Source organism: Pseudomonas sp. GW822-FHT02G04 (genome assembly GCF_058802085.1).
The window spans coordinates 100,207-123,124 of the sequence record NZ_JBXANU010000007.1 but is presented as its reverse complement, the minus strand read 5'-3'; the positions used below and the strand labels follow the sequence as shown (position 1 = coordinate 123,124).

The 22,918-nt window shown below is 61.0% G+C and carries 15 protein-coding genes; 6 read left to right on the top strand and 9 right to left on the bottom strand.

The genetic code is table 11. The features are described from left to right. Positions 1-79: 79 nt before the first annotated feature. Complete coding sequence (locus AC1RO5_RS12290; RefSeq protein WP_493175084.1) at positions 80-2,338, top strand: TonB-dependent receptor; 2,259 nt, start codon at positions 80-82, stop codon at positions 2,336-2,338. A gap of 149 nt (positions 2,339-2,487) precedes the next feature. Further along, on the top strand, positions 2,488-5,016 hold the full coding sequence (locus tag AC1RO5_RS12285; RefSeq protein WP_493175083.1) for a PepSY domain-containing protein: 2,529 nt from the start codon (positions 2,488-2,490) through the stop codon (positions 5,014-5,016). A gap of 137 nt (positions 5,017-5,153) precedes the next feature. Here the strand turns inward: AC1RO5_RS12285 and AC1RO5_RS12280 are convergent, their stop codons facing one another. The 4 genes from AC1RO5_RS12280 to ptsP all read right to left on the bottom strand — a co-directional run bounded on the left by AC1RO5_RS12280 (position 5,154) and on the right by ptsP (position 12,361). Further along, the gene (locus tag AC1RO5_RS12280; RefSeq protein ID WP_493175081.1) at positions 5,154-6,695 is read right to left on the bottom strand and encodes an alkaline phosphatase D family protein; all 1,542 of its coding nucleotides are present in this window, start codon (positions 6,693-6,695) and stop codon (positions 5,154-5,156) included. Positions 6,696-6,789: 94 nt separating this feature from the next. Then, a complete protein-coding gene (locus tag AC1RO5_RS12275; RefSeq protein ID WP_493175079.1) occupies positions 6,790-8,541 on the bottom strand; it encodes a PTS fructose-like transporter subunit IIB in 1,752 nt (583 codons plus the stop codon). Positions 8,542-8,552: 11 nt separating this feature from the next. Beyond that, the gene (pfkB, locus tag AC1RO5_RS12270) at positions 8,553-9,494 is read right to left on the bottom strand and encodes a 1-phosphofructokinase (RefSeq protein ID WP_493175078.1); all 942 of its coding nucleotides are present in this window, start codon (positions 9,492-9,494) and stop codon (positions 8,553-8,555) included. Beyond that, positions 9,494-12,361: a phosphoenolpyruvate--protein phosphotransferase gene (ptsP, locus tag AC1RO5_RS12265; RefSeq protein WP_493175076.1), complete on the bottom strand. Its 2,868-nt coding sequence runs from the start codon at positions 12,359-12,361 to the stop codon at positions 9,494-9,496. Before ptsP ends, pfkB begins: the two co-directional genes overlap by 1 nt. Before the next feature lie 301 nt (positions 12,362-12,662). On the opposite strand from ptsP, the gene cra reads away from it, so the two are divergent. Continuing rightward, positions 12,663-13,658 (top strand): catabolite repressor/activator, encoded by a 996-nt coding sequence (cra, locus tag AC1RO5_RS12260; protein ID WP_493175075.1) that lies wholly within the window; start codon positions 12,663-12,665, stop codon positions 13,656-13,658. A gap of 3 nt (positions 13,659-13,661) precedes the next feature. Next, positions 13,662-14,438, top strand: a complete 777-nt coding sequence (locus tag AC1RO5_RS12255; protein ID WP_493175074.1) for a TatD family hydrolase — start codon at positions 13,662-13,664, stop codon at positions 14,436-14,438. A 26-nt stretch (positions 14,439-14,464) separates the two neighbouring features. Here AC1RO5_RS12255 and AC1RO5_RS12250 read toward each other — a convergent pair whose 3' ends face one another. From AC1RO5_RS12250 to AC1RO5_RS12235, 4 genes are all read right to left on the bottom strand, one after another. Continuing rightward, positions 14,465-16,495 carry a methyl-accepting chemotaxis protein gene (locus AC1RO5_RS12250; RefSeq protein WP_493175073.1) on the bottom strand — a complete coding sequence of 677 codons (2,031 nt, stop codon included), beginning with the start codon at positions 16,493-16,495 and terminating at the stop codon, positions 14,465-14,467. Between the two features lie 323 nt (positions 16,496-16,818). Continuing rightward, complete coding sequence (gene ampE, locus AC1RO5_RS12245) at positions 16,819-17,655, bottom strand: regulatory signaling modulator protein AmpE (protein ID WP_493175072.1); 837 nt, start codon at positions 17,653-17,655, stop codon at positions 16,819-16,821. Further along, entirely contained in the window at positions 17,652-18,227 is a 576-nt protein-coding gene (ampD, locus tag AC1RO5_RS12240) for a 1,6-anhydro-N-acetylmuramyl-L-alanine amidase AmpD (protein ID WP_028939912.1), read from the bottom strand. Before ampD ends, ampE begins: the two co-directional genes overlap by 4 nt. A gap of 64 nt (positions 18,228-18,291) precedes the next feature. Next, entirely contained in the window at positions 18,292-20,499 is a 2,208-nt protein-coding gene (locus tag AC1RO5_RS12235) for a DUF1631 domain-containing protein (RefSeq protein WP_493175070.1), read from the bottom strand. Between the two features lie 360 nt (positions 20,500-20,859). Here AC1RO5_RS12235 and nadC point away from each other — a divergent pair, with 360 nt between their 5' ends. After that, positions 20,860-21,708 carry a carboxylating nicotinate-nucleotide diphosphorylase gene (gene nadC, locus AC1RO5_RS12230; RefSeq protein ID WP_493175069.1) on the top strand — a complete coding sequence of 283 codons (849 nt, stop codon included), beginning with the start codon at positions 20,860-20,862 and terminating at the stop codon, positions 21,706-21,708. Positions 21,709-21,759: 51 nt separating this feature from the next. Here the strand turns inward: nadC and AC1RO5_RS12225 are convergent, their stop codons facing one another. Then, entirely contained in the window at positions 21,760-22,065 is a 306-nt protein-coding gene (locus AC1RO5_RS12225) for a DUF6388 family protein (protein WP_019651081.1), read from the bottom strand. Positions 22,066-22,368: 303 nt separating this feature from the next. Here AC1RO5_RS12225 and AC1RO5_RS12220 point away from each other — a divergent pair, with 303 nt between their 5' ends. After that, entirely contained in the window at positions 22,369-22,914 is a 546-nt protein-coding gene (locus AC1RO5_RS12220) for a hypothetical protein (RefSeq protein ID WP_493175067.1), read from the top strand. The last annotated feature ends 4 nt before the right edge of the window (positions 22,915-22,918 follow it).

Genomic DNA, 22,918 nt, shown 5'->3' with positions numbered 1-22,918 from the left:
TAGTAACGTTTCGCAATTGATACAAATACGTATTTACTCTACATTCCGCGGCCTCAAATCCTTGGGGAGGGGAATTCACATGTCACGCCAACAACCACAATCAACGGTCAGTTCACCGCGTTTACTCGCGTCAGCAATTGGCGTGGCGATCACTGCAGGCTCCGCGGGCCACATGGTTTTCGCGGCAGAAAAGACCGACGAAAAAGCACCCGGCAATGCCATATCCCTGGACGCGACCAGCGTTGTAGGCGAGCAGGATGACACCTCCTACAAGACCGATACCTCGGCCTCCAAGAAGTACACCGCGCCACTGCGCGAGACACCGAAAAGCGTCACCGTGATCCCGCAACAAGTGATTCGCGACACCGGCGCCACCAGCCTGGTCGACGCCCTGCGCACCACCCCGGGTATCACCTTTGGTGCCGGCGAGGGCGGCAACCCGGCCGGCGATCGTCCGATCATTCGCGGCTTCAACGCCGAAAGCGACGTGTTAATCGACGGCATGCGCGACGTGGCGTCCCAGAGCCGCGAGATCTTCAACGTTGAATCGATCGAAGTCAGCAAAGGCCCGGGGTCAGCTTTCACCGGCGCCGGTTCCACCGGTGGCAGCCTGAACCTGGTGAGCAAGACCGCCAAGCTGGGCAACGCCTACAACGGCGGCTTCACCTGGGGCTCGGACCAGACCAAGCGCACCACCCTCGATCTGAACCAGCAGATAACCGACACCTCAGCGTTCCGGTTGAACCTGATGAAGCACGAAGCCAACGTTGCCGGGCGTGATGCCGTGGACGTCAGCCGCTGGGGCGTGGCACCTTCCTTTGCCTTCGGCCTGGGCACCGATACCCGCTTGACCGTCGGCTACTACCACGTCGAAACCGACGACATGCCCGACTACGGCATCCCGTTGACCTCGAGCCCCAACCGCAGCAAGTACAACGTCGACAAGCCGGCCAACGTTAACCGCGATAACTTCTACGGCCTCACCGGTCGCGATTATCGCCAGACCAGCAACGACAGCGGCACGATCAAGCTCGAACACGATCTGAACGATAGCCTGACCGTGTCGAACAGCTTCCGCATGTCCCGTTCGACCCTGGACTACATCGTCACCAACCCTGACGACAGCAAGGGCAACGTGGCTAACGGCAGCGCCTACCGTGGCGCGAAGAGCCGTAACTCGACGTCCAGCGGCTGGATCAACCAGACCGACCTGAGCGCCAAATTCAACACCGGCGCCATCGAGCACAGCCTGGTGACCGGCCTGGAGTTTTCCTATCAGGACACCCACAACCGTCCGTACCTCCTGACCTCCAGCGCCAGCGGCACCCGGTGCAACCGTGCCCTGTTCAACTCCGGCGACTGCACCAGCCTGTACAACCCGACGCCTGGGGATAACTGGAACGGCACGATCACCGACGGCAAAGCCTTCACCGACACAGACACCAAGACCGCCGCGGCCTACGTGTTCGACACCCTGAAGTTCAACGAGCAATGGTCCCTGAACCTGGGCCTGCGTTATGACAACTACCAGGTCGAATCCAGCGGCTTCGCCAACGCCAGCAGCACGGCTCCCGCGGGCAGTTTCTCCCGTCAGAACACCAGCGACCTGGTGAACTACCAGATCGGCGTGGTCTACAACCCGCTGCCAAACGGCAGCATCTATGCCGCCTACTCGACGTCCAGCAACCCGGCTGGCGAAACCAGCGGCAACGGTGGCCTGGAACTGGCTGCGAACAACAGCAGTCTGGACCCGGAAAAGAACCGCAACTACGAGATCGGCACCAAGTGGGACTTCTTCGGTGACGACCTGTCGCTGACCGCCGCGCTGTTTCGCACCGAGAAAACCAACGCGCGTATCAACGATCCGGATGGCGGCGCTACCCAAGTGCTGGACGGCGAACAGCAGGTCAATGGCCTGGAACTGACCTACACCGGCAAGCTGACCCGCAATTGGCGAGTCTTCGGTGGCTACACCTACATGGACAGCGAAGTGGTCAAAACCACCCTCGCCGCCGATGAAGGCAACCACATGCCAAGCACCCCACGGAACAACTTCACGTTCTGGTCGACCTACGACCTGGTGCCGGACAAGTTGACCGTCGGTGCCGGTGCGACCTTCGTCGATTCCCAGTTCGGCAACGTCGCCAACTCGGTGGAGATCCCGTCCTACTGGCGTTACGACGCGATGGCCAGCTACCGCCTGACCAAGAACGTCGACCTGCAACTCAACGTACAAAACCTGGCCGACAAGCGTTACTTCGACCAGGTATTCCAGACGCACTACGCCCACGTGGCGCCGGGCCGCACTGCTCTGCTGAGTGCCAACTTCCACTTCTGATAACAGAAGCGTGAAGACCAAAGCGCTCAGGTAAAAGCCCCGTTCATCAATGTGAACGGGGCTTTTGTGTGTAAAAAAGAATGCTTCTCGACAACTCACGGCATAATGCGCGCCGTGATGATGACATTTGAACGAACAAGGCGAGCGACGTGTTGAAGAAATCCCTGTTCCAGTTGCACTGGTTTTTCGGCATCAGCGCCGGACTGGTCCTGGCCCTGATGGGCATTACCGGGGCGGCAGTATCGTTTCAGGATGAAATCCTGCGGGCGCTGAACCCCTCTGTACTGCACGTCGAGAAGCAGATCGCCGGCGTGCTGCCACCGGCCGAACTGGTGGAAAAAATCGAAGGCGCTTCGGGCAAGACCGTCTCGATGCTCTGGGTCGAGATCGACAGTGGCAACGCTGCGCGGGTGATCTTCACAGCGCCGCCAGGCGAACGTCGCGGGCAGATGCGTTATTTCAACCCGTACACCGCCGAGTTCATGGGCGACGCCACGGGCCAGGACTTCTTTGGCCTGATGCTGCAACTGCACCGGGTCCTGGCCATGGGTGATGTCGGCCGGCAAATCACCGGCGCCTGTACGCTGATTCTGGTGTTCTTCTGCCTGTCCGGCCTGTACCTGCGCTGGCCGCGCCAGTGGAAGAGCTGGCGCGCCTGGCTGACGCTGGACTGGAAGAAAAAGGGTCGCAGCTTCAACTGGGACCTGCACTCGGTGGCCGGTACCTGGTGCCTGGTGTTCTACCTTTTGGCGGCGTTGACCGGGTTGTCCTGGTCGTACGAGTGGTACAACAAAGGGCTGACCAGGCTACTTTCCGATTCGCCACAAAACGAGCGAGCTCGTGGTGGTCGCGGCCCTGCGCCAAGCGGCCCGGCCCCCACCGCCGATTACGCCGCGATGTGGAGCAGCATCTACAGCGCCGCCGGCCCTGGTCTTTCGTCCTACAACGTTCGGATGCCGCCAGTGGCCGGGCAACCGGCAACCGTGTTCTACCTGCTGAAAGATTCGCCCCACGACCAGGCGCGGAACCAGATCACCCTCGATCCGGTGACCGGCGCGGTCAGCCGTCATGACCGTTACAGCGACAAGAGTCTCAAGGCGCAACTGCTGACCAGCATCTATGCACTGCACGTCGGCAGTTATTTCGGGCTGATCGGGCGGATCATCCTGACCATCGCCGCGCTGAGCATGCCGCTGTTTTTCGTCACAGGCTGGTTGCTGTACCTGGACCGTCGACGCAAGAAACGTCAGATCAAGAATGCCCGTAAAGGCCTTGAGCAACCGGGTAGCGACGCACCGGCATGGCTGATCGGCTTCGCCAGTCAAAGCGGATTTGCCGAACAACTGGCTTGGCAGACTGCCGGGCAATTGCAGGCTGCCGGATTACCGGTGAAGGTTCAGCCGCTGGCCGATGTCAGCGAACAGGACCTGCGAGATTCCAGCAACGCACTGTTTGTGGTCAGCACCTTTGGCGACGGCGAAGCGCCGGACAGCGCCCGTGGTTTCGAACGCAAAGTGCTGGGGCGTGCGCCGAGCCTCGAAAGCCTGAACTATGCCGTGCTCGGCCTCGGCGATCGCCAGTATCAACACTTCTGCGGCTTCGCCCGCCGCTTGCACACCTGGCTGGGCGAGCACGGCGGCAAGACCTTGTTCGCCCCGGTTGAAGTCGACGGTGGCGACCCTTACGCCCTGCGTCACTGGCAACAGCAACTCGGTCTGCTGACGGGCCAGGCACCGGTCGACACCTGGCAAGCGCCAAGTTACGACAACTGGACCCTGGCCCGTCGCGAGCTGATGAACCCGGACAGCAGCGGTTCGCCCGTGTATTTGCTGGGCCTCACCGCCCCCACTACCAGCAGTTGGCTGGCCGGTGATCTGGTAGAAGTGCTGCCGCGCAATGGTGCGTGGGCGATCGAGCATTTCCTCGACGGCTTGGGAATTGACGGTCGGGCCACGGTTGAACTCGATGGCTTGGCGCAGTCTCTGGAACAAGCCCTGGCCAGCCGCCAACTGCCCGAGAACCGCGCTCATCTGGTCGGCCTGCACGCGCAAGCGCTGGTGAGCGCGTTGGTGCCGCTGGCCCTGCGCGAATACTCCATCGCCTCGATCGCCGCCGACGGCGTACTGGAATTGATCGTGCGTCAGGAACTGCACCCAGACGGCAGTCTGGGCATCGGTTCCGGCTGGTTGACCGAACACGTCCCCGTGGGTAACCACATCAGCCTGCGGGTGCGGCGCAACAGTGGTTTCCATCTGCCGAACGAACCGGTGCCGATGATCCTGCTGGGCAACGGCACCGGCCTGGCCGGGTTGCGCAGCTTGCTCAAGGCACGGATTGCCGATGGGCAGCAGCGTCACTGGCTGCTGTTTGGTGAGCGTCATCGGGAACACGATTACCTGTGCCGTGCGGAGCTGGAAGAGTGGTTGATCAACGGTGATCTGGCGCGTCTGGACCTGGCGTTTTCCCGCGATCAGTCCGAGAAGGTTTATGTGCAGGATCGCCTGCGCGAGTCTGCCGATGAGTTGAAGACATGGCTGGCCGATGGCGCCGTAATTTACATCTGCGGCAGTTTGCAGGGGATGGCGTCAGGGGTGGACCAAGTGCTCAATGAAGTGCTGGGTGCGGATGAAGTCGAGCGCCTGATCGAACAAGGCCGCTACCGCCGCGACGTCTACTAATAGCGCGGTACATGATCATTCCCACGCTCCGCGTGGGAATGCAGCCTGGGACGCTCCGCGTCCCTTCCAGAGCCGAACGCGGAGCGTCCGTTGAGGCATTCCCACGCAGAGCGTGGGAACGATCAAGCATCAAGCCCTCAAACCGGCTGCAACTTACGCTCAAACACCCCCACCCCATCCAGATCCCGCAGCACGACACTCAACTCCCCCGACTGCCCATCGATGTTCACCTCGCCAAAAAACTGAAACCCGGCAAACGGCGAAGTGTTCTGCGCCGCGGGTGCCTTCTGGAATACCACCTCGGGGCCGAAAGTTTTATCCAGCGCATTAGGCCCGAAGCTCCCCGCATTCAATGGCCCCGCGACAAACTCCCAGAACGGTTCGAAGTCCTGGAACGCCGCACGCTCCGGGTGATAATGGTGCGCCGCGCAGTAATGCACATCCGCCGTCAGCCAGACGAAATTGCGTACCTGCTGCGCCCGCAGAAAGCCCAGTAATTCAGCGATCTCCAGCTCACGGCCTTGAGCCGGGCCCGGATCACCGTTGGCCACAGCTTCCCAACGCGCCACACCGGGGCTGACTTCGCCATCGGGTACACCGAGGCCGATGGGCATGTCGGCGGCGATGACTTTCCATTGGGCCTGGGAGCCTTTCAATTCACGTTTGAGCCAATCCAATTGCTCTCGACCGAGGAACGGTTTCGCGGCACCGAGGTTGTCGTCATTGGCACCGCGATAACTGCGCATGTCGAGCACGAACACATCGAGCATCGGCCCATAACTCAGCTTGCGATAAATCCGCCCGCCAGCATCGGCGCTCTGCAAACGCATCGGCGCGTATTCAAGCCAGGCCTGCCGCGCACGGCCCACCAGGCTGTGGATATCTTTGCTCTTGTAGCGATCATCCAGTTGCTTGCCCGGCGACCAGTTGTTCACCACTTCGTGGTCGTCCCACTGCCAGATCTGCGGCACTTCGGCGTTGAAGCGGCGGACGTTTTCGTCCATCAGGTTGTAGCGGTAATTGCCGCGATACTCGTCGAGGGTTTCGGCAACTTTGCTCTTGGCTTCGCTGGTGATGTTGCGCCACACCCGGCCGCTTTCGGTGGTCAGTTGCGCCGGCACCGGGCCGTCAGCGTAGATGGTGTCGCCGCTGTGGATAAAAAAGTCCGGCAGGCGCAGACGCATGGCTTCGTAGATGCGCATGCCGCCGATGTCCGGGTTGATGCCGAAGCCCTGGCCGACGGTATCGCCACTCCAGACGAACCGAATATCCCGCCGAGCGCTTGGCACACTGCGCAGATGGCCGAACCAGGGTTCACTGGCGACACCGCTCTGGGCGTCTTCGAACGTCACGCGGTAGAAAATCGCCTGATCGGCGGGCAGACCGGTGAGTTCGACCCGTGCGGTGAAGTCGGTGCGGGTATCGGCCAATGGCGAGACGAATCGACGAGGGTTGCTGAACAGGCTGCGCGTGTCCCATTCCACCACCATCCGCGCCGCACGGTCGCTACGGCTCCAGATCATCGCCCGGTCGCCCAACAGATCGCCGGACTGCACACCGTCGGTGAGTTGCGGCCGATCATTGACCGAAGCAATCACCGCCGGCGCCAGGCCGGGCAGCAATAGCCCGGCCCCGACAGCTTGTATGACACGACGGCGGCCGAGGTCGAATTCGCTCATGGTGCTCTCCCTGAAAAAGGAAAACTAAAGCATGGCCGCATGAAGCAGGTATGACACAAAAATCAACCAACACCACAGGGTCGATTTTTTGCCTTTAAGCGTTAGCCGGCTCCAGCGCCAGTTCCACTGTTTCTGGCCGCTTGAGCACCGAATACACCACCGCCGTCAGCAAACTCCCGGCGACAATCGCCAGCAGATACAACAGCGCATGGTTGATCGCATTCGGAATCAGCATCACGAACAACCCACCGTGTGGCGCCATCAGTTTGCAGCCGAAGTACATCGACAACGCACCGGTCAGCGCGCCGCCAGCGATGCTCGCCGGAATCACCCGCAACGGGTCTTTGGCCGCGAACGGAATCGCCCCTTCGGAGATAAAGCACAGCCCCAGCACCAGCGCCGCTTTACCGGCCTCGCGTTCTGTCTGGGCGAACTTGCGCCGGGCAATGAACGTGGCGATGCCCAGCCCGATCGGCGGCACCATGCCGGCGGCCATGGTCGCGGCCATCGGTGCATAACTCTGCGATGCCAGCAGCCCCACCGAAAACGCGTAAGCCGCCTTGTTGATCGGCCCGCCGAGGTCGACGCACATCATGCCGCCCAGCAGCACACCGAGCAGAATCGCGTTGGTGGTGCCCATGCTGTCGAGGAAGTGGGTGAGCCCCGCGAGCATCCCGGCCACCGGTTTGCCGACCACGTAGATCATCACCAGACCGGTGAACAGGCTCGCCAGCAACGGAATGATCAGGATCGGTTTCAGCGCTTCAAGACTTTGCGGCAAGCGCGCATAGCGATTGATCGCCTGGGCTGCATAGCCAGCGATGAAACCGGCAATGATCCCGCCGATGAAACCGGCGCCCAGGGTGCTTGCCAGCAAACCACCGATCATCCCCGGCGCCAGGCCCGGACGGTCAGCGATCGAGTAGGCGATGTAACCCGCCAGCAGCGGCACCATCAGTTTGAACGCGGTCTCGCCGCCGATCTGCATCAGCGCCGCCGCGAGCGTGCCTTGCTCCTTGAACGCAGTGATGCCGAACACGAAGGACAAGGCAATCATCAGACCGCCCGCCACCACCATCGGCAACATGAACGAGACACCGGTCAGCAGGTGTTTGTAGAGGCCGGTCTTCTCTTGCTTCGCCGGGCCTTTGGCGCCGGTCGCAGCGCTTTCCTGCTTGCCCTCGGCCAGGGCTTTGTTCAGCGTCGCTTCGGCCTGTTTCAGGGCGATACCAGTACCACAACGATAGATTTTCTTGCCGGCGAAACGCTCGGTGGCGACTTCGATATCGGCCGCCAGCAGCACCACATCAGCATCGGCAATCGCCGCTGCGCTGAGTGGATTGCGTGCGCCGACCGAACCCTGGGTTTCCACTTGCAGGTCGTAACCCAGACGTTTGGCCGCTTGCTGCAAGGCTTCGGCGGCCATGAAGGTGTGGGCGACGCCGGTCGGGCACGCGGTGACGGCCACCAGGCGCGGCGCATTTTTAACCACCGCAGCAGGTTCGGCGGTGGCTTCAGCGGTGGCTTCAGCCGCGACGTAAACCTCGGCTTCCTCCCCCCCACGGCGCAGCACGGCTTCGACATCTTGCAGGGCCTGGGCCGGAGTGCTCTGGAACACACGCTTGCCGACGAACCGCGACATGTCCACCGGCGCGCTGGTGACCAGCAACACCCACTCGGCGGCCTCAAGGGTCGCCGCCGACAGTTGGCGTTCCGGATGGGCCGCGTCAACGACTTCGACGCTGGTGCTCCAGCCCTGACGCTGGGCCGCTGCATCGAGCAGACGAGCGCACAGCACACTGGTGACCATGCCGTTCGGGCAGGCCGTAACAATGGCTAATTTCATTGCAAACCCTCTTATTGTTCTGTCAGGGGGCGCACGCGCACGCCCTGTTCGAGCTGCGCCAGTTGCGCGGCGTCGCCGATGCCAAAACCGATCTGGGTCACGGCCATGGCGGCAATCGCGGTGGCGGTGCGCAAGGTCTGTTCAGGCGTATCGGCACTGAGCAAGCCGTGCAGCATGCCCGCCAGCAACGAATCCCCCGCACCGACGGTGCTGAGCACGCTGACCTTGGGTGGCGTGGCGTGCATCGCCGAGCCGACACTGAACCAGTTCACCCCGTCCGCACCGTGGGAAATCACCACGTGCTCGATGCCATGAGCATGCAAACGGCTCGCTGCCTCGGCTTGGGCGCCCACGGAAACCACTTCGCAATCCAGTGCTTCAGCCAGCTCTTCGGTGTTGGGTTTGATCAGCCATGGGCCGGCCGACAGGCCAGCGCGCAAGGCTTCACCGCTGGTGTCGAGCGCGACGTTCAAGCCGCGTTTTTTCAAGCGCAGGATCAACTCCCGCAACCATTGAGCACTCACGCCACGGGGCAAGCTGCCGGCCACCACGACGGCGTCATGCCCGGGTGCAATCTGGTCGAGCCGATCGAGCAAAGCCTGCTGCGCCGCTTCACTGACCCGCGGCCCCGGGCCGTTGATGTCGGTGATGCGCCCATCGCTTTCCGCCAGTTTGATGTTGCTGCGGGTCTCGCCGGGAACGCGGACAAACGCGTCGGTAAAGCCGCGTTTGGCGAACAGGGTTTCGAATGCCTGAAGGTTGTCTTCCCCGAGAAATCCGCTGACGGTCAGCTGATGCCCGAGGTCGGCCAGCACCTGCGCCACATTCACCCCTTTGCCGGCGGCGTGGGTGTGCATTTCGTCGCTGCGATTGACCTGACCGGGCACAAGCAACGGCAATTGAACGGTGAGGTCCAGCGCCGGATTGAGGGTCAGGGTTAAGATCTTGGCCATTACAGCGCCTCCACTAATGCGCGGACTTCGTTCGCGCTGCCCACGGCCAGGGCCTGTTGGGCAAGGGTTTGAGTCTGGGTCAGGCTGAGTTCACGAATGCGCGCCTTGACCTCGGCAATGCTGCGGCCCGACACGCTCAACTCATCCACACCCAGGCCCACCAGCACCGGCACCGCCAGCGGATCGGCCGCCAGTTCACCGCACACGCCGACCCACTTGCCATGAGCATGAGCCGCACGCACGGTGATGTCGATCAGTTGCAGCACCGCCGGATGCAAGCCGTCAGCCTGGGCCGACAAAGTCGGATGACCACGGTCGATGGCCAGGGTGTACTGGGTCAGATCGTTGGTGCCGACGCTGAAGAAGTCCACCTCTTTGGCCAATACCGGCGCCAGCAAGGCGGCCGACGGCACTTCGATCATGATCCCCAGTTGCAGGTCCGCGACCGGGATTTCCAGACGCAGACGTTCGGTCATATCCCGAGCCTGGCGCCACTCATCGACGCTGCCGACCATCGGGAACATGATCCGCAAGGGACGGTTATCCGCCGCACGCAGCAAGGCACGCAATTGCGCCTCCATGACCTGCGGGCGTTGCAGGGTCAGGCGAATGCCACGCACGCCGAGGAACGGGTTTTCTTCTTTCGCGATCGGCCAGTACGGCAGCGGTTTGTCGCCACCGACGTCGAGGGTGCGCACCACCAGCGGCCGCCCGGCAAGGCCATCGAGTACACGACGGTATTCGACTTCCTGGGTGGCCTCGTCCGGCGCTTGCGAGTGGGCCATGAAAATCAGTTCGGTGCGCAACAGGCCAATGCCTTCGGCGCCCTGCTCCACTGCACTGGTGACGCCAGCGCTTTCACCGATATTGGCGAACACTTCCACGGGATGGCCGTCAGTGGTCAGCGCCGGTTGATGGCGTTGCTCGGCGGCGGCTTTGAGGCGCAGTTCGCGGGTGTCGCGCTCTTCGGTGGCGCGCTGCAAGGTCGCGGCATCGGCGTCCACGTGCAGGCGGCCGCGTTGGCCATCGATCAACAGCGGCGTGCCCGGTTTCAGCAGCAACACGGCGGCGCCGGCGCCCACCAGTGCTGGAATACCCAGGGCCCGAGCGACAATCGCACTGTGGGCCGTGGCACCACCGCGAGCGGTGAGAATGCCGGCGACGCGCGTCGGATCAAGACGCGCCACGTCCGACGGGCCGACTTCGTCCATCACCAGAATGTACGGTTGCGCAGGCTCCGCAGGCGTTTCGACGCCACACAAATGCGCCAGCACCCGACGGCCAATGTCGCGCAAGTCGGCGGCACGTTCGGCGAGCAACGCGTCCTGCAGCGCTTCCTGTTGTTTAGCAGCGGCTTCGATCACCGTCATCCACGCCGCTTCGGCACTTTCACCTTGCTTGAGGCGGGTTTCGACTTCGTCGGTCAGTTCCGGGTCGTCGAGCATTTCCTGATGGGTGATGAAAATCTCGCGAATCGCTTTGGCCTTGCTGCGCTCGATCAGGCCTTCGATGTCGCGACGCACATCCGCCAGCGCTTGCTTGAGACGTTCACGCTCGATGGCGGCGGACTCACCGCGCAGCGGGTAATCGATGACTTGCAGCACTTGAATATGCGCCGGGCCGATGGCGATCCCCGGTGCGGCGGCAATCGCCTGAATCAGGCTGCCGGACTTCGGCGCGATCAGCGCTTCGGCGATCTCCACTTCCACGAGCACTTCGCGCTGCTGGCTCACCACCGGCAGCGGCTCGACTTCTTCACCGAGGCCTTCTTCGATGGCCGCCAGCAAGGCGGGCAAGGCGTCGGCGGCGATGACCGGTTCGGCGATGAGTTCCAGCACCTGACCGCGACGGGCGCCAAGGCTGAGCAGTTTGCTCAAACTCTTCACCGACACCGCGCTGTCGTGACCATCGACGATGCGTATACGGATCTCGCCTTCAAAACTTTTCGCCAGTTGCGCGAGGATCTTCGCCGGGCGCGCATGCAAACCGTGAGCGTTGGCCAAGGCAATGCGTGCACTCGGCCAGTCCGCCGGCAGTTCACCGCCAAGGACTTCCAGCACCGCGCGGCTGCTGGTGGCACGGCCCAATTCTTGACCGCGACCTTCAATCAGCAACGCGCAAAGACGTTCGAGCAGTGCCTGATGGGCTTCACCAAGGCTGGCCAGACAGAACAGCCCGCTCAACGGCTGACCAAGGTAGCGAATGGGTTTGTCCGGGGTAACGAACGCCAGGCCGGGACGCTTCACCGTTTGTTCGCTGTGCAGCCACCACAGGCCATCGCCCAGCGGCAGCGCTTCGACCTGCTGCAAGACGCCGGCAAAACCGTTGCTCACGCAATCGGCCTGACGCAGCAAACGGGCACCGCGCCAAACCAGCTCTTCGAAGTCATCGGCGGACACACCGAGGCCGATCATCTGTGCGTCCAGTGCCAGCTCTTGTGGCGCGCCTTGCAGCAATTTCAGCAAGGCTTCGGCGGAACTGGCGCGGCGCAGGGCCTGGCCCAGGTCGGTTTCACCGAGGGCACGGGTCAGCAGCTGCAGCAGGCGCAGGTGTTCATCAGATTTGGCGGCGATACCGATGGCCAGATAAACGATATGACCATCGCCCCAGTCCACGCCGTCAGGAAATTGCATCAGCCGCACACCGGTGGCAAATACCTGATCGCGGGTTTCCGGAGTGCCGTGGGGGATGGCGATACCTTGGCCGAGAAAGGTCGAGCCCTGGGCTTCCCGGGCCTGCAAGCCTGCGAGGTAACCGTCCGCCACCAGGCCATCGGTCACGAGTCGGTCAGCGAGCAATTGCAAGGCGGTGGCTTTATCCACAGCCGACTGGCCCATGGATATCTGCTCTATGGTGAGCTCGAGCATGCTTTCTCCTTTTTGGCGCCGTGTGACGCCAGGTATTGTTTTGATTGATTCAGCTTAGGCGTTTTGAGTACACCTTTTCAGACGCAGTTTTGGCGGTTTCGCGGCAGAACCGGCCAAAGCGACCTATAACGTAGAAAATACGCCTGCTGAAACGTTTAATCTAGAATATTAGGCACGTTACTCGATAATGTCTCATCCTTGAAGTCCAATTGTCGGATGTGCTGCGACAATGGTCGCCTGCCGCAATCGGGTAGGATTGGCGAAAATGTCGGGGCACGCTCTAAAAACAAGGAATACCGGGTTGAAACTCAGTGATATTGCACAATTGGCCGGCGTCTCCGTGACCACCGCCAGTTACGTCATCAATGGCAAGGCCGAACAGCAACGCATCAGCAGCGCCACCGTCGAGCGCGTGCGGGCAGTGGTCGAACAACATGGCTTCACGCCCAACCCGCAGGCCGCCGGGCTGCGCAGTCGGCACACCCGCACCCTGGGCTTCATTCTGCCGGACCTGGAAAACCCCAGTTACGCGCGAATCGCCAAACTGCTGGAACAAGGCGCTCGGGCGCGCGGCTATCAGCTGCTGATCGCCAGCTCCGACGATGCGCCGGACAGCGAACGGCAATTGCTGCAACTGTTCCGCGCCCGCCGCTGCGATGCGCTGATCGTCGCCAGTTGCCTGCCGGCCGGCGACGACAGCTATCGCCAGTTGCAAGCCAAAGGCATTCCGATCATCGCCATCGACCGGGTGATGGAGCCCGAGTACTTCTGCTCGGTGATCAGCGATGATCGTGAAGCCAGCCTGCACCTGACTCGCAGCCTGCTGGAGCCGCTGCCAAAACAGATCGCGCTGATCGGCGCACGTCCCGAATTGAGTATCAGCCAGGAGCGGGCGGCGGGCTTCAAGGAAGCGCTGAACGGCTTCAAAGGCGAGGCGCTGATCGAGCACGGCGAGTCGTTCAGCCGTGAGTGCGGCAAACAATTGATGGAAGAATTAATTCAGCGCCTGGGCCATTTGCCAGATGCGCTGGTGACCACGTCCTACGTGCTGCTTCAGGGCGTGTTCGATGCCTTGCACGATTTCCCGCTGAAAACCCGCCCACTGCGCCTGGGCACCTTCGGTGATACGCAGTTGCTGGACTTCCTGCCACTGCCGGTCAACGCCATGGCCCAGCAGCATCAACTGATCGCCGACAAAGCCCTGGAACTGGCAGTGGCCGCCATCGAACAGGCCGATTACCAGCCTGGCGTGCAGGCCATCGCACGGACCTTCAAGCAGCGTATTCGTCAGGATTGAGCCGTGGAACTGATCGACACCCACACTCATCTGGATTTTCCGGACTTCGACCCGGATCGCCAGGCGCTGCTGGCCCAGAGCCGCGCGCTCGGCGTGCGGCGGATGGTGGTGCTGGGGGTGTATCAGGCCAATTGGCAGCGGGTCTGGGAGTTGGTGCAAAGTGATCCCGATCTGTACGCGGCGTTCGGTTTGCACCCGGTGTATCTGGATAACCATCGCCCTGAAGATTTGACCGAACTCGGTGACTGGCTGACGCGGTTAGCGGACCATCGCCAGCTATGCGCGGTGGGCGAGATCGGTCTGGATTACTTCATCGAAACTCTGGATCGTGAACGTCAGCAAACGCTGTTCGACGCCCAACTGCAACTGGCGGCGGACTTCAACCTTCCAGCATTGATTCATGTGCGACGCAGCCACGCAGCGGTAATCGCCACACTCAAACGGTTTCGCTTGAAACGGGCGGGGATCATTCATGCCTTCGCCGGCAGCCAGGAAGAGGCTCGCGAATACATCAAGCTCGGTTTCAAACTCGGCCTCGGCGGCGCCGCGACCTGGCCGCAGGCCTTGCGCATGCACCGGGTGATTGCCGGTTTGCCCCTTGAATCGGTGGTACTGGAAACCGACTCACCGGACATGGCCCCCGCCATGTTCCCAGGCCAACGCAACAGCCCGGCCCATTTGCCGGCGATCTGCGAGGCACTGGCCACCCTCATGACGATCAGCCCCGAACAATTGGCCGCTGCCAGCACGGCCAACGCCTGTGAGCTGTTTAACTGGTAATCCAATACCTGTGGGAACGATCATGCTTAAACCCGGAACGCGCTGATCAACTGCTTGAGCTCCACCACCTGCGCCGACAATGCTCGGCTCGCATTCTCGGTCTGGTGCGCGCCTTCGGCGGTACGCTCGCCGGCGCGGTTGATCTCGACGATGTTCTGGTCGATATCGTGAGCCACAGCGGTCTGCTGCTCTACCGCAGCGGCAATCTGCTGGTTCTGGTCGACGATCATGCCGACGGCGCCGAGGATGTTTTCCAGCGCCTGCTGGACCTTTTCCGACTGCCCGACTGTGCCACTAGCCATCTGATGACTGGTGCCCATCGCCTTGACCGCCGCACCGACACCGCTGTGCAGCTTGGCGATCATCTGCTCGATTTCTTCGGTCGATTGCTGGGTGCGTTTGGCCAGGGTCCGGACCTCATCCGCCACCACCGCAAAACCACGGCCCTGCTCGCCCGCGCGCGCAGCTTCGATGGCGGCATTGAGGGCCAGCAGGTTGGTCTGTTCGGCAATGCTTTTGATCACTTCCAGCACACGGCTGATGGACTGACTGTCGCTGGCCAGTTGATTGATTACCCGCACCGACTGATCGATTTCACTGGCCAGTGCAGCAATACTGCCCTGCTGGGACTCCACCAATCCGCGACCGCTGATGGTCTCGTCATTGACGCTGTGGGCGCTGCTGACAGCCGCAGAGGCACTGCGCGCCACCTCCAGAGAAGTGGCCGACATCTGGTTCATCGCCGTGGCGACCTGTTCGATCTGTGTGCGCTGCCCCGCCACCGCCAGGTTGCTCTGGGCGGATACGTGTTCGACCTGCCCAGCCTGACGCTCGACCTCGCTGACGGTCTGGCCCACTCGCTCGATCAGATCATGGATTTTCTTCACGGTGCCGGTGAACACCTCGCCCAACTCGCCCAGTTCATCGCGGCTGTTGGCGCTGAAGGTCACGGTCATGTCACCGGCCGCCACCTTGTCCATCACCGCGCCAAGACGCTTGAGGGTGGTGCGGGTCGAGGCGTAGAACCCGCCATAGAGGTAAAAAATCAATACAAACACCAGCGCCAGCGCTACCGCCTGCAACACCATGTGGGTACGGTGCTGCTCCAGTCGCTGCTGCAACTGGGTGCCGAGAAACTTCAGGGTGGCTTCGTTGAGTTGATAGGTCTGGTCCATCAGGCCCGTGACCTGATCGAAAAAGGCCTGCCACGGCGCATCGAGGGTGTCGGCCATCACCACCTGTTCTTCGAACAGTTCACTGGCCTTTTTCAGGGAGGCCTTGCTGCTTTCTGCCTGAGCCGCCAGGGTTTCGTGCGCGGCTTTACTGGAGCCCAGTGCGTCCTTCAACTTCAGGCCGTATTCGGCCTGAAGTTTTTCGATCTGCGCCAGCAACTCATCAAATCGGGTACTCGAGGCCGAATTGAGAAAACCCTGCCCCAGCGAGTAAGACCCCATCGCCCGGCCTTCACCGAGTGTCTGGGTAACGGCCGGCGTGACGTTGGTAATGAGTTCACTCAGCTGACGCATGTCGCTCTGGCTGTCGCGGCTCAGGCCGGCCTGACTGGCAATGATATGGCTGAAAATCTGCGCGTTGCCGAGCAACTTGCCGATCAGCGCACTTTTGCTTTGCAGGGAGTTTTCCGCTTGCTGGGCCTTGAACGCGGCGATCATTTCATCGCGTTTGCCATCGAAAAACGTGATTTGTTCCGGGTCAGTGGTCATCGCCGCCAGCCCCTGCAAACGGCTCAGGACGCTTTGCTCCAGGGCACTGATCGTCGATTCGACATGACCGGCTTTGCTGGACTGGCCCAGGGTGACGTTGATCTGTACCAGGTTGTTCAGGGTTTCCAGGTCTCGACGCAGGCTCAGGCCGCTGCCCAACAGGTCGAGGCTCTGCAACTCGATCCGGGTGCCCTGGAATTCGCGATAGGAATCGCGCACCAGATAGAAGTTGGTCACCAGCATCGGTACGAGGAACAGCACGCTGATCAGGCTGAACTTCATGCCGAAGCTCAAGCGGTTCATCAGCGCGACGGCGGGATAGAGCAAGCTCTTCACTGTGAAGTCTCCCTTTGATTTCTTATTTTTATTGGCAGGCGCGCAGAGACAGCAGATAGCCACTATTGGCGCTGCCTCTGTATAGCCTAAATCGGAGGGAGGTTTTGTAACTTAAGGTTAACGACAGGTCGCCGTTGTTGGAGCGGATGAGCCCCTGTGGCGAGGGAGCTTGCTCCCGTTCGGCTGCGAAGCAGTCGTAAATCCGGACAACTCGATCTGTCTGAAACGGCGTAGGGGGCCGCTTCGCGCCCCAGCGGGAGCAAGCTCCCTCGCCACAGGCAAGCCCCTAGCCACAATGAAGTTCGCTTCAGATGTGTTGTGGATTACGACAACACTGTCCACAACGCAAACCCGGCATACCAAAGCACCGCCGCGCGCAGCAGCAGTTCCCAGATCCGGTCCAGGCTGTTGATGCCGTCCGGGCCGACCACCGGCGCCGGAATTTCACCAGCCACCAGTCCGACCTTCTCGATCAGTTGGGCGGCGCTGATGTTCCAGTTCAGCAGCTCATGCAGCATCACCCGGCTGACCGCGACAAAGTTGCCAACCAGCGCGAAGCTCGCCGCCAGCAACCGCACCGGCACCCAATCGAATGCGTGGCGCAGTTGTGTCGCGCGCTCGACCACGGCCGGATTTTGCCCATGCTCTTCGGCCAGCGCCAGCAGTCGATAGCTCAGGGCCGCGACCGGGCCCAGCAGGAAATACCAGAAGATCACCGCGAAAAAGCTTTGATAGGCCTCCCACAGCAGATGCCCCTGCACCCGTTCCAGCAGTTGCTCGCCGCTGTCAGCGCAGATATCCAGGTCGCGTTTGGCCACATGGGCGGCAGCCTGCAGGTCTTCCCGGCGCCAGGCATCGCGAAACGGCCCCAGGCCGCCCAGCAGATCGCCACGCCCCAGACTGTAAATCACCACCAACAGGTGCACGGGCAACGCCAGCAAGCCATAGGCCACCGGGTCCAGCACCACCAACAGCAGCCCCAGTAGTGCCACCGGCAACAACACCAGCACCACCAGTATCAGCCACGGACGGTTGGTCATGCGTGGGCTGGCTTCAAGCTTGTTCAGCTCGCGCACCCAGCCGCCATCACGTTGGACCCGATGGCGCAGGGCCGAGAATTTTTCGATCCAGACCGCCAACAGCAGCACCAGAAAACTCATTGTTGCTCCTCTTCTTCCTGAGCGGCTTTTGCCAGGGCCGCGCGATAGCGTGCCCAGTCAAACGCCGGTCCCGGATCAGTCTTGCGCCCGGGTGCAATGTCGCTATGCCCACAGATACGTTGCGCGGTGATGCCCGTGAAGGCGCTTTGCAGCTGTCGGGTCAGAGTCGTCAACGCCTGATATTGCGCATCGGTAAACGGTAGATCATCCGTGCCTTCAAGCTCGATGCCCACGGAAAAATCGTTACAGGTTTCCCGTCCCTCGAAACACGAAACGCCGGCGTGCCAGGCGCGCTCAAGACAAGAGACAAACTGAGTGACGGTGCCGTCACGTTCAATCAGAAAGTGTGCAGACACCCGCAGGTCGGCGATCCCTGCAAAGTAGGGATGTTCCGTGACATCCAGGCGATTCTGGAAAAATTCCTGCACCTTGCCGGTCAGAAACTGCGCGGGCGGCAGACTGATGTTGTGGATCACCAGCAGGGAAATCTCGCCCTCGGGGCGCGCATTGAAGTTGGGCGAAGGGCATAAACGCACACCCTGACACCAACCACTCGCGGGGTCCAACTGCATACAGGCTCCTTCAACGACGACTGTGTTGGCGCCCAGTATGCCGCGATAGACCCTCGGCGCGCGATCACTTGCCGCGATTGAGACGCCGCAGGTTGCCCAGCACTGATTCCAGCGCCCGATCGAACAGCAAGGTGTCGTCCAGCCTACGCACCGCGCCACGCCGAAACTCCAGGACCAGGCCGGTACGGTTGTGCTCCAGCACTTTCATTCCGGTACGGTCGACAAAGATGTACTTGCCGGTGGTTTCAATGATCGCCGTCAATTTACAACGCAGGGTGTTTTCCTCGTCTTCCTGAAACTCGACCCAGCACCCCGGGCGCAGTTGATCGACTTGCAGTAGCGCGACATCATCCTCCGGCAAACGCACCGAGGCCGTTTCGACCGGGCCTTCGTCAGCAGTACGAAGCACGATTTCCTCCTGCACTTCGACCATCATCGGCCCCTCGACAGGCGTGCTGCTCTGGCTCGGACGTTCAAACAGTTGAACGTGCAGGGCTTCCAGCTCGCTGAAAAACTCGCTGGTAGCGAACGGGTCGAATGCCGAGCTGTTCAGCCCATCGCGCAACGACTTGAGCAACCCTGGCACCAGCGCCAACAAGCGCAGGCTCGCGTCGGGTTCGTCATGACGCTGCACGCTCCAGATCAACTGTTCCATGGTCTGCACATCGGCGTGCCATTCGGCGGACTGGTCACCGTGCTTGAGGCAGGTCAGCAACAGCACCTTGCTCCACGCCGCTTGAACAAACGCCACCACGCTGTGCGGCAAAACCTTGCCCATCAACGCCTGATTCAGCGCTTGCTCGACGCGCTGACGCGCCAGTTCAGTCCTGGCGCGGCCTTCTTCGGCGTCACGGGTGCGCTGCTCAAGCAATTCGCTGCGACGGCGCTCGTCACTGGTGAAGGCGAGGAAATCCGCCAGCAGTTCGGAAAAGATCGCCGGGTCATCGACAAAGTCATTCAACAAGCGCTGCACCACCTGCTCGATGCGCAGGTACAGACTGTCGCGCTGATGGTCATCGCACTCACCCCAGCCCATGGCTGCCGAGGCAATTTCGTTGAGCAAGCGCCGGGCGGGATGGCTACCGCGGCTGAAAAAACTCTTGTCGAGCACCGCGACTTTCAGCATCGGAATCTGCAAGCGGCCGATCAGCGCCTTGAGGGAATCCGGCAGGTTGCGGTCATCGAGAATGCATTCGAAGAGCATGGCGATCAGGTTGATCACGTCTTCATCGGCCACCCCGACCACCCGCGATCTGCCACTTTTGACACTGACCCTAGTCAGCAGCAGTTCGAGCTGGTTACGCAGGTCGAAGTCGTCCTGAACCGCCAGCGCCGGCACGTATTGCTGCAAGTGCGAGAGCAGGCGCAGCAGATCGCGGGTAGAAATGGGCTGGGTCTGGGCACTGACCTCCAGAGTCGGCGCAACACTGCCGCGCACATGGAGCAGCAACTCCTGCAAGGCGGCGAAAACTTCCTGCACCCCCTCGTCAATCTGTGGATTGCCGCTGCGACTCCCTGCCTCGACAGGGTCGGCGTGAACGCTGGCAGCCGCTCGATCGGTGGCACGTCGCGCCGGGGCGGGCTTGAGGTCCGGCAGCACGCCGGTGGCGATCAGCAGTTGATTGGCTTCGGCGTAGAGCTGATCGGCGTTGCTGAGCACATAGCGCTCGAACAGCTTGAGGATGATCAGCTTGACCTTGATCTCCATTCCCAGGTTGCGCCCCGCCTGCAGGAAATACTCGCAGAGCAGCGTCGGCCCCAGGGGGTTGTGCTGTTCGACCAGTTTCTTGCCCAGCAGGGTGCTCAGTCGGGCGGTGAGCTGGTCGAGGGCGAAGCCATCGCGGTTCAGCACTTTGCCGACCATGACCTCCACCGCCACATTACGCTCCATATCGTCATGGGATAACGACACCGAGGTATCGAAAGCCAATGCCCGGGGCAAGGCAGCCTGTGAGGTGTCGCACTGCGTAAGTCTGAGGAAAGCCTCGACGAACTGCTCGAGAAAACCGCGCTCGATATTTTTGCGCTTGAGGCGCAAATCGCGCATGGCTTCGAAGAAGATGTTTTGCTCGACATCGTTCCGGGCCCGGTCGGCCATTTCGAACAAGGTGTCGTCGGCGTTATCGAACAGCTCCTGCAAACCCTGCTTGAGCTGTTGAGCTGCTTTGTCGCGAACCTGAAGCAGAATCACGGGCAGGCGGGCGAGCAGCGAATGAGTCGCCTGGTCGGTAGTCGCCTTGTGCAAAGGCACTACATTCCCGTCGTTGTGCATCCAAGCCTCCTGAAACGGTGATTCTTCGGTTCGGTAAGAAAGATCGAGCACGCCGGCCACACAGCCGGCGCTCAGCGGAGAACATTGCCCACCCGCTGTCATTCAATAATCGGGAATCCAAAGGTACGTCAAAGCTATGACGTCAAATGCAAGGCAGAATTATCTGCAAAAGACCTCTCTTGTGCCAGCAGACTCTGCGCTCCCAAAGAAACAGACGTTTATGAAAGACCCTTGCTTAGAGTCAATTGCTCACGCGAATCGACCAAATGCAGGTTTGCGAACGACGGGATGGTTGTTGATGCCTTGGGTTGCCTCGCGCCATGGCCCTATAATCGGGCCACTTTGTTTGTGGAGCCCGTTATGCCGAATCTACGTCTCGCCGATTTGACCGCCGAAATCGAAGCCAACGTGCGCCGCGCGTTGCTCGAGGACATCGGCAGCGGCGACATCACCGCGCAACTGATCCCGGCCGAACGTCTGGCCAAAGCCACGATCATCACCCGCGACGCTGCCGTCATCAGCGGCACTGCGTGGGTCGATGCCGTGTTTCGGCAGCTGGATCCGCGGGTCGCCGTGCACTGGCAGGTGAGCGATGGCGAGCGGGTGATACCCAATCAGGTGCTGTTCCACCTCGAAGGCCCGGCACGCTCGCTGCTCACCGGCGAACGCAGCGCGCTGAACTTCCTGCAACTGCTCTCGGGCGTGGCCACTCGCGCGCAGTACCTGGCGGATTTCGTCGCCCAAACCCAAGTGAAGTTGCTCGATACCCGCAAAACCCTGCCGGGGCTGCGTCTGGCCCAGAAATACGCCGTGACCTGCGGCGGTTGCTACAACCACCGCATCGGCCTGTATGACGCCTTCCTGATCAAGGAAAACCATATCGCCGCCTGCGGTGGCATCCCTGAGGCTATTGCTGCCGCGCACAAGATCGCTCCGGGCAAACCAGTGGAGATCGAAGTGGAGAACCTGGCGGAGCTCAAAGAAGCCCTGGCGGCGGGGGCCGACATCATCATGCTCGATGAACTGAGCCTGGATGATATGCGCGAAGCCGTGCGCCTGAACGCCGGCAAGGCAAAACTGGAGGCCAGCGGCGGCATCAACGAAAGTACGTTGCTGCCGATTGCGCAAACCGGGGTGGATTACATTTCGATTGGTGCGATGACCAAGGATGTGAAGGCCGTGGACCTGTCGATGCGACTGAGTCTCTGATCACACCCCTGATAATCAAAAACGCCAGCCTCATGAAGGCTGGCGTTTTTTTCAGACCACCAGATTGTTCATCTCGCAGTACTCTTCCCACTCGACGCCCAATACCTCGGCCGCCTCCTTGTGCAGTGCCAGGCGCGCGGCCTCGTACTCTTCGGGGCTTGAGGTGTACTTGAGTGTCAGTTCCCAAGGCTGCAAACCCTGGGCTTCTGCCTCATCCTCGAACGCCCACTGGATCTGGTCTTTCTGATCGTCGGCAGGCAAGTCCTTGATCTCGTCCATCAATTCGGGTGCGTCCAGCACGTACTTTCTCAGGGCTTCTTCGTGTCTGGCTTCTTGGGTCAATTCTTTAACGGTCATGGCGTTCTCGCTGATCTGGGGAATGGAAGATGGATCTGGATCATCAAGGATCTCTCTGACGCAAAAAACCGTTTGAAGCCCGGTTTGTCTGGCCTTCAGAACCATTCGGGATCATCTGAAAACTGCTGGGCGATGCTCATGCAGGCAACGAATATAGGACGTTTTGCCGATGATTTACACGGCTCTTTACATCTATCCCGCAAAAAGCTGAGTGCAAGAGATGCTGGAGACCTCGGGGAACATAAATCCAAATCCCAAGTCATAGCGATGTGCCATATCAGCACTTCACAAGGAACCCCAGTGATGCGCAGCTTTTTAAAGCTTTCGTCCACCCGACTTGCCGCTGCTACCCTGCTGCTCGGCAGCCTGACACTGGCCAGCGCTGCTCAAGCGGCTGTCGAAGTCACCTCTGACCCTTCGCTGTACTCCGACAAAATCTCCGCCCTCCACAATTCATACGGCAAGGACACGCTCGTCAGAACCAGCGTCAGCATCGATGATCTGGACAACCTGCAAAAAACCGTGAAGGCCAATGCCAGCGAACTGGAAAGCCAGAAGCGCACCATCAGCGAACAGGCCCGTCAGATCGAAGAACTCAAACGCAACAGCGGTTCCAGCACCAGCTCCAGCAGCAAAGAGATTGATGACCTCAAGCGCACGGTCAATGAACAGGAACGTGACCTGAACAGCCTCAGCAAGCAAGTGGAAGAGCTCAAGCGCAACAGCGGCTCCAGCTCCAGTTCGAACAACAGCGAGATTTCCAGCCTGAAACAGAAGATCAACGACCAGGATCGCGCGATGGATCAACTCAAGCGCACCGTCGAGGAGCTGAGCAGAAAGGTGAAGTAAGCGG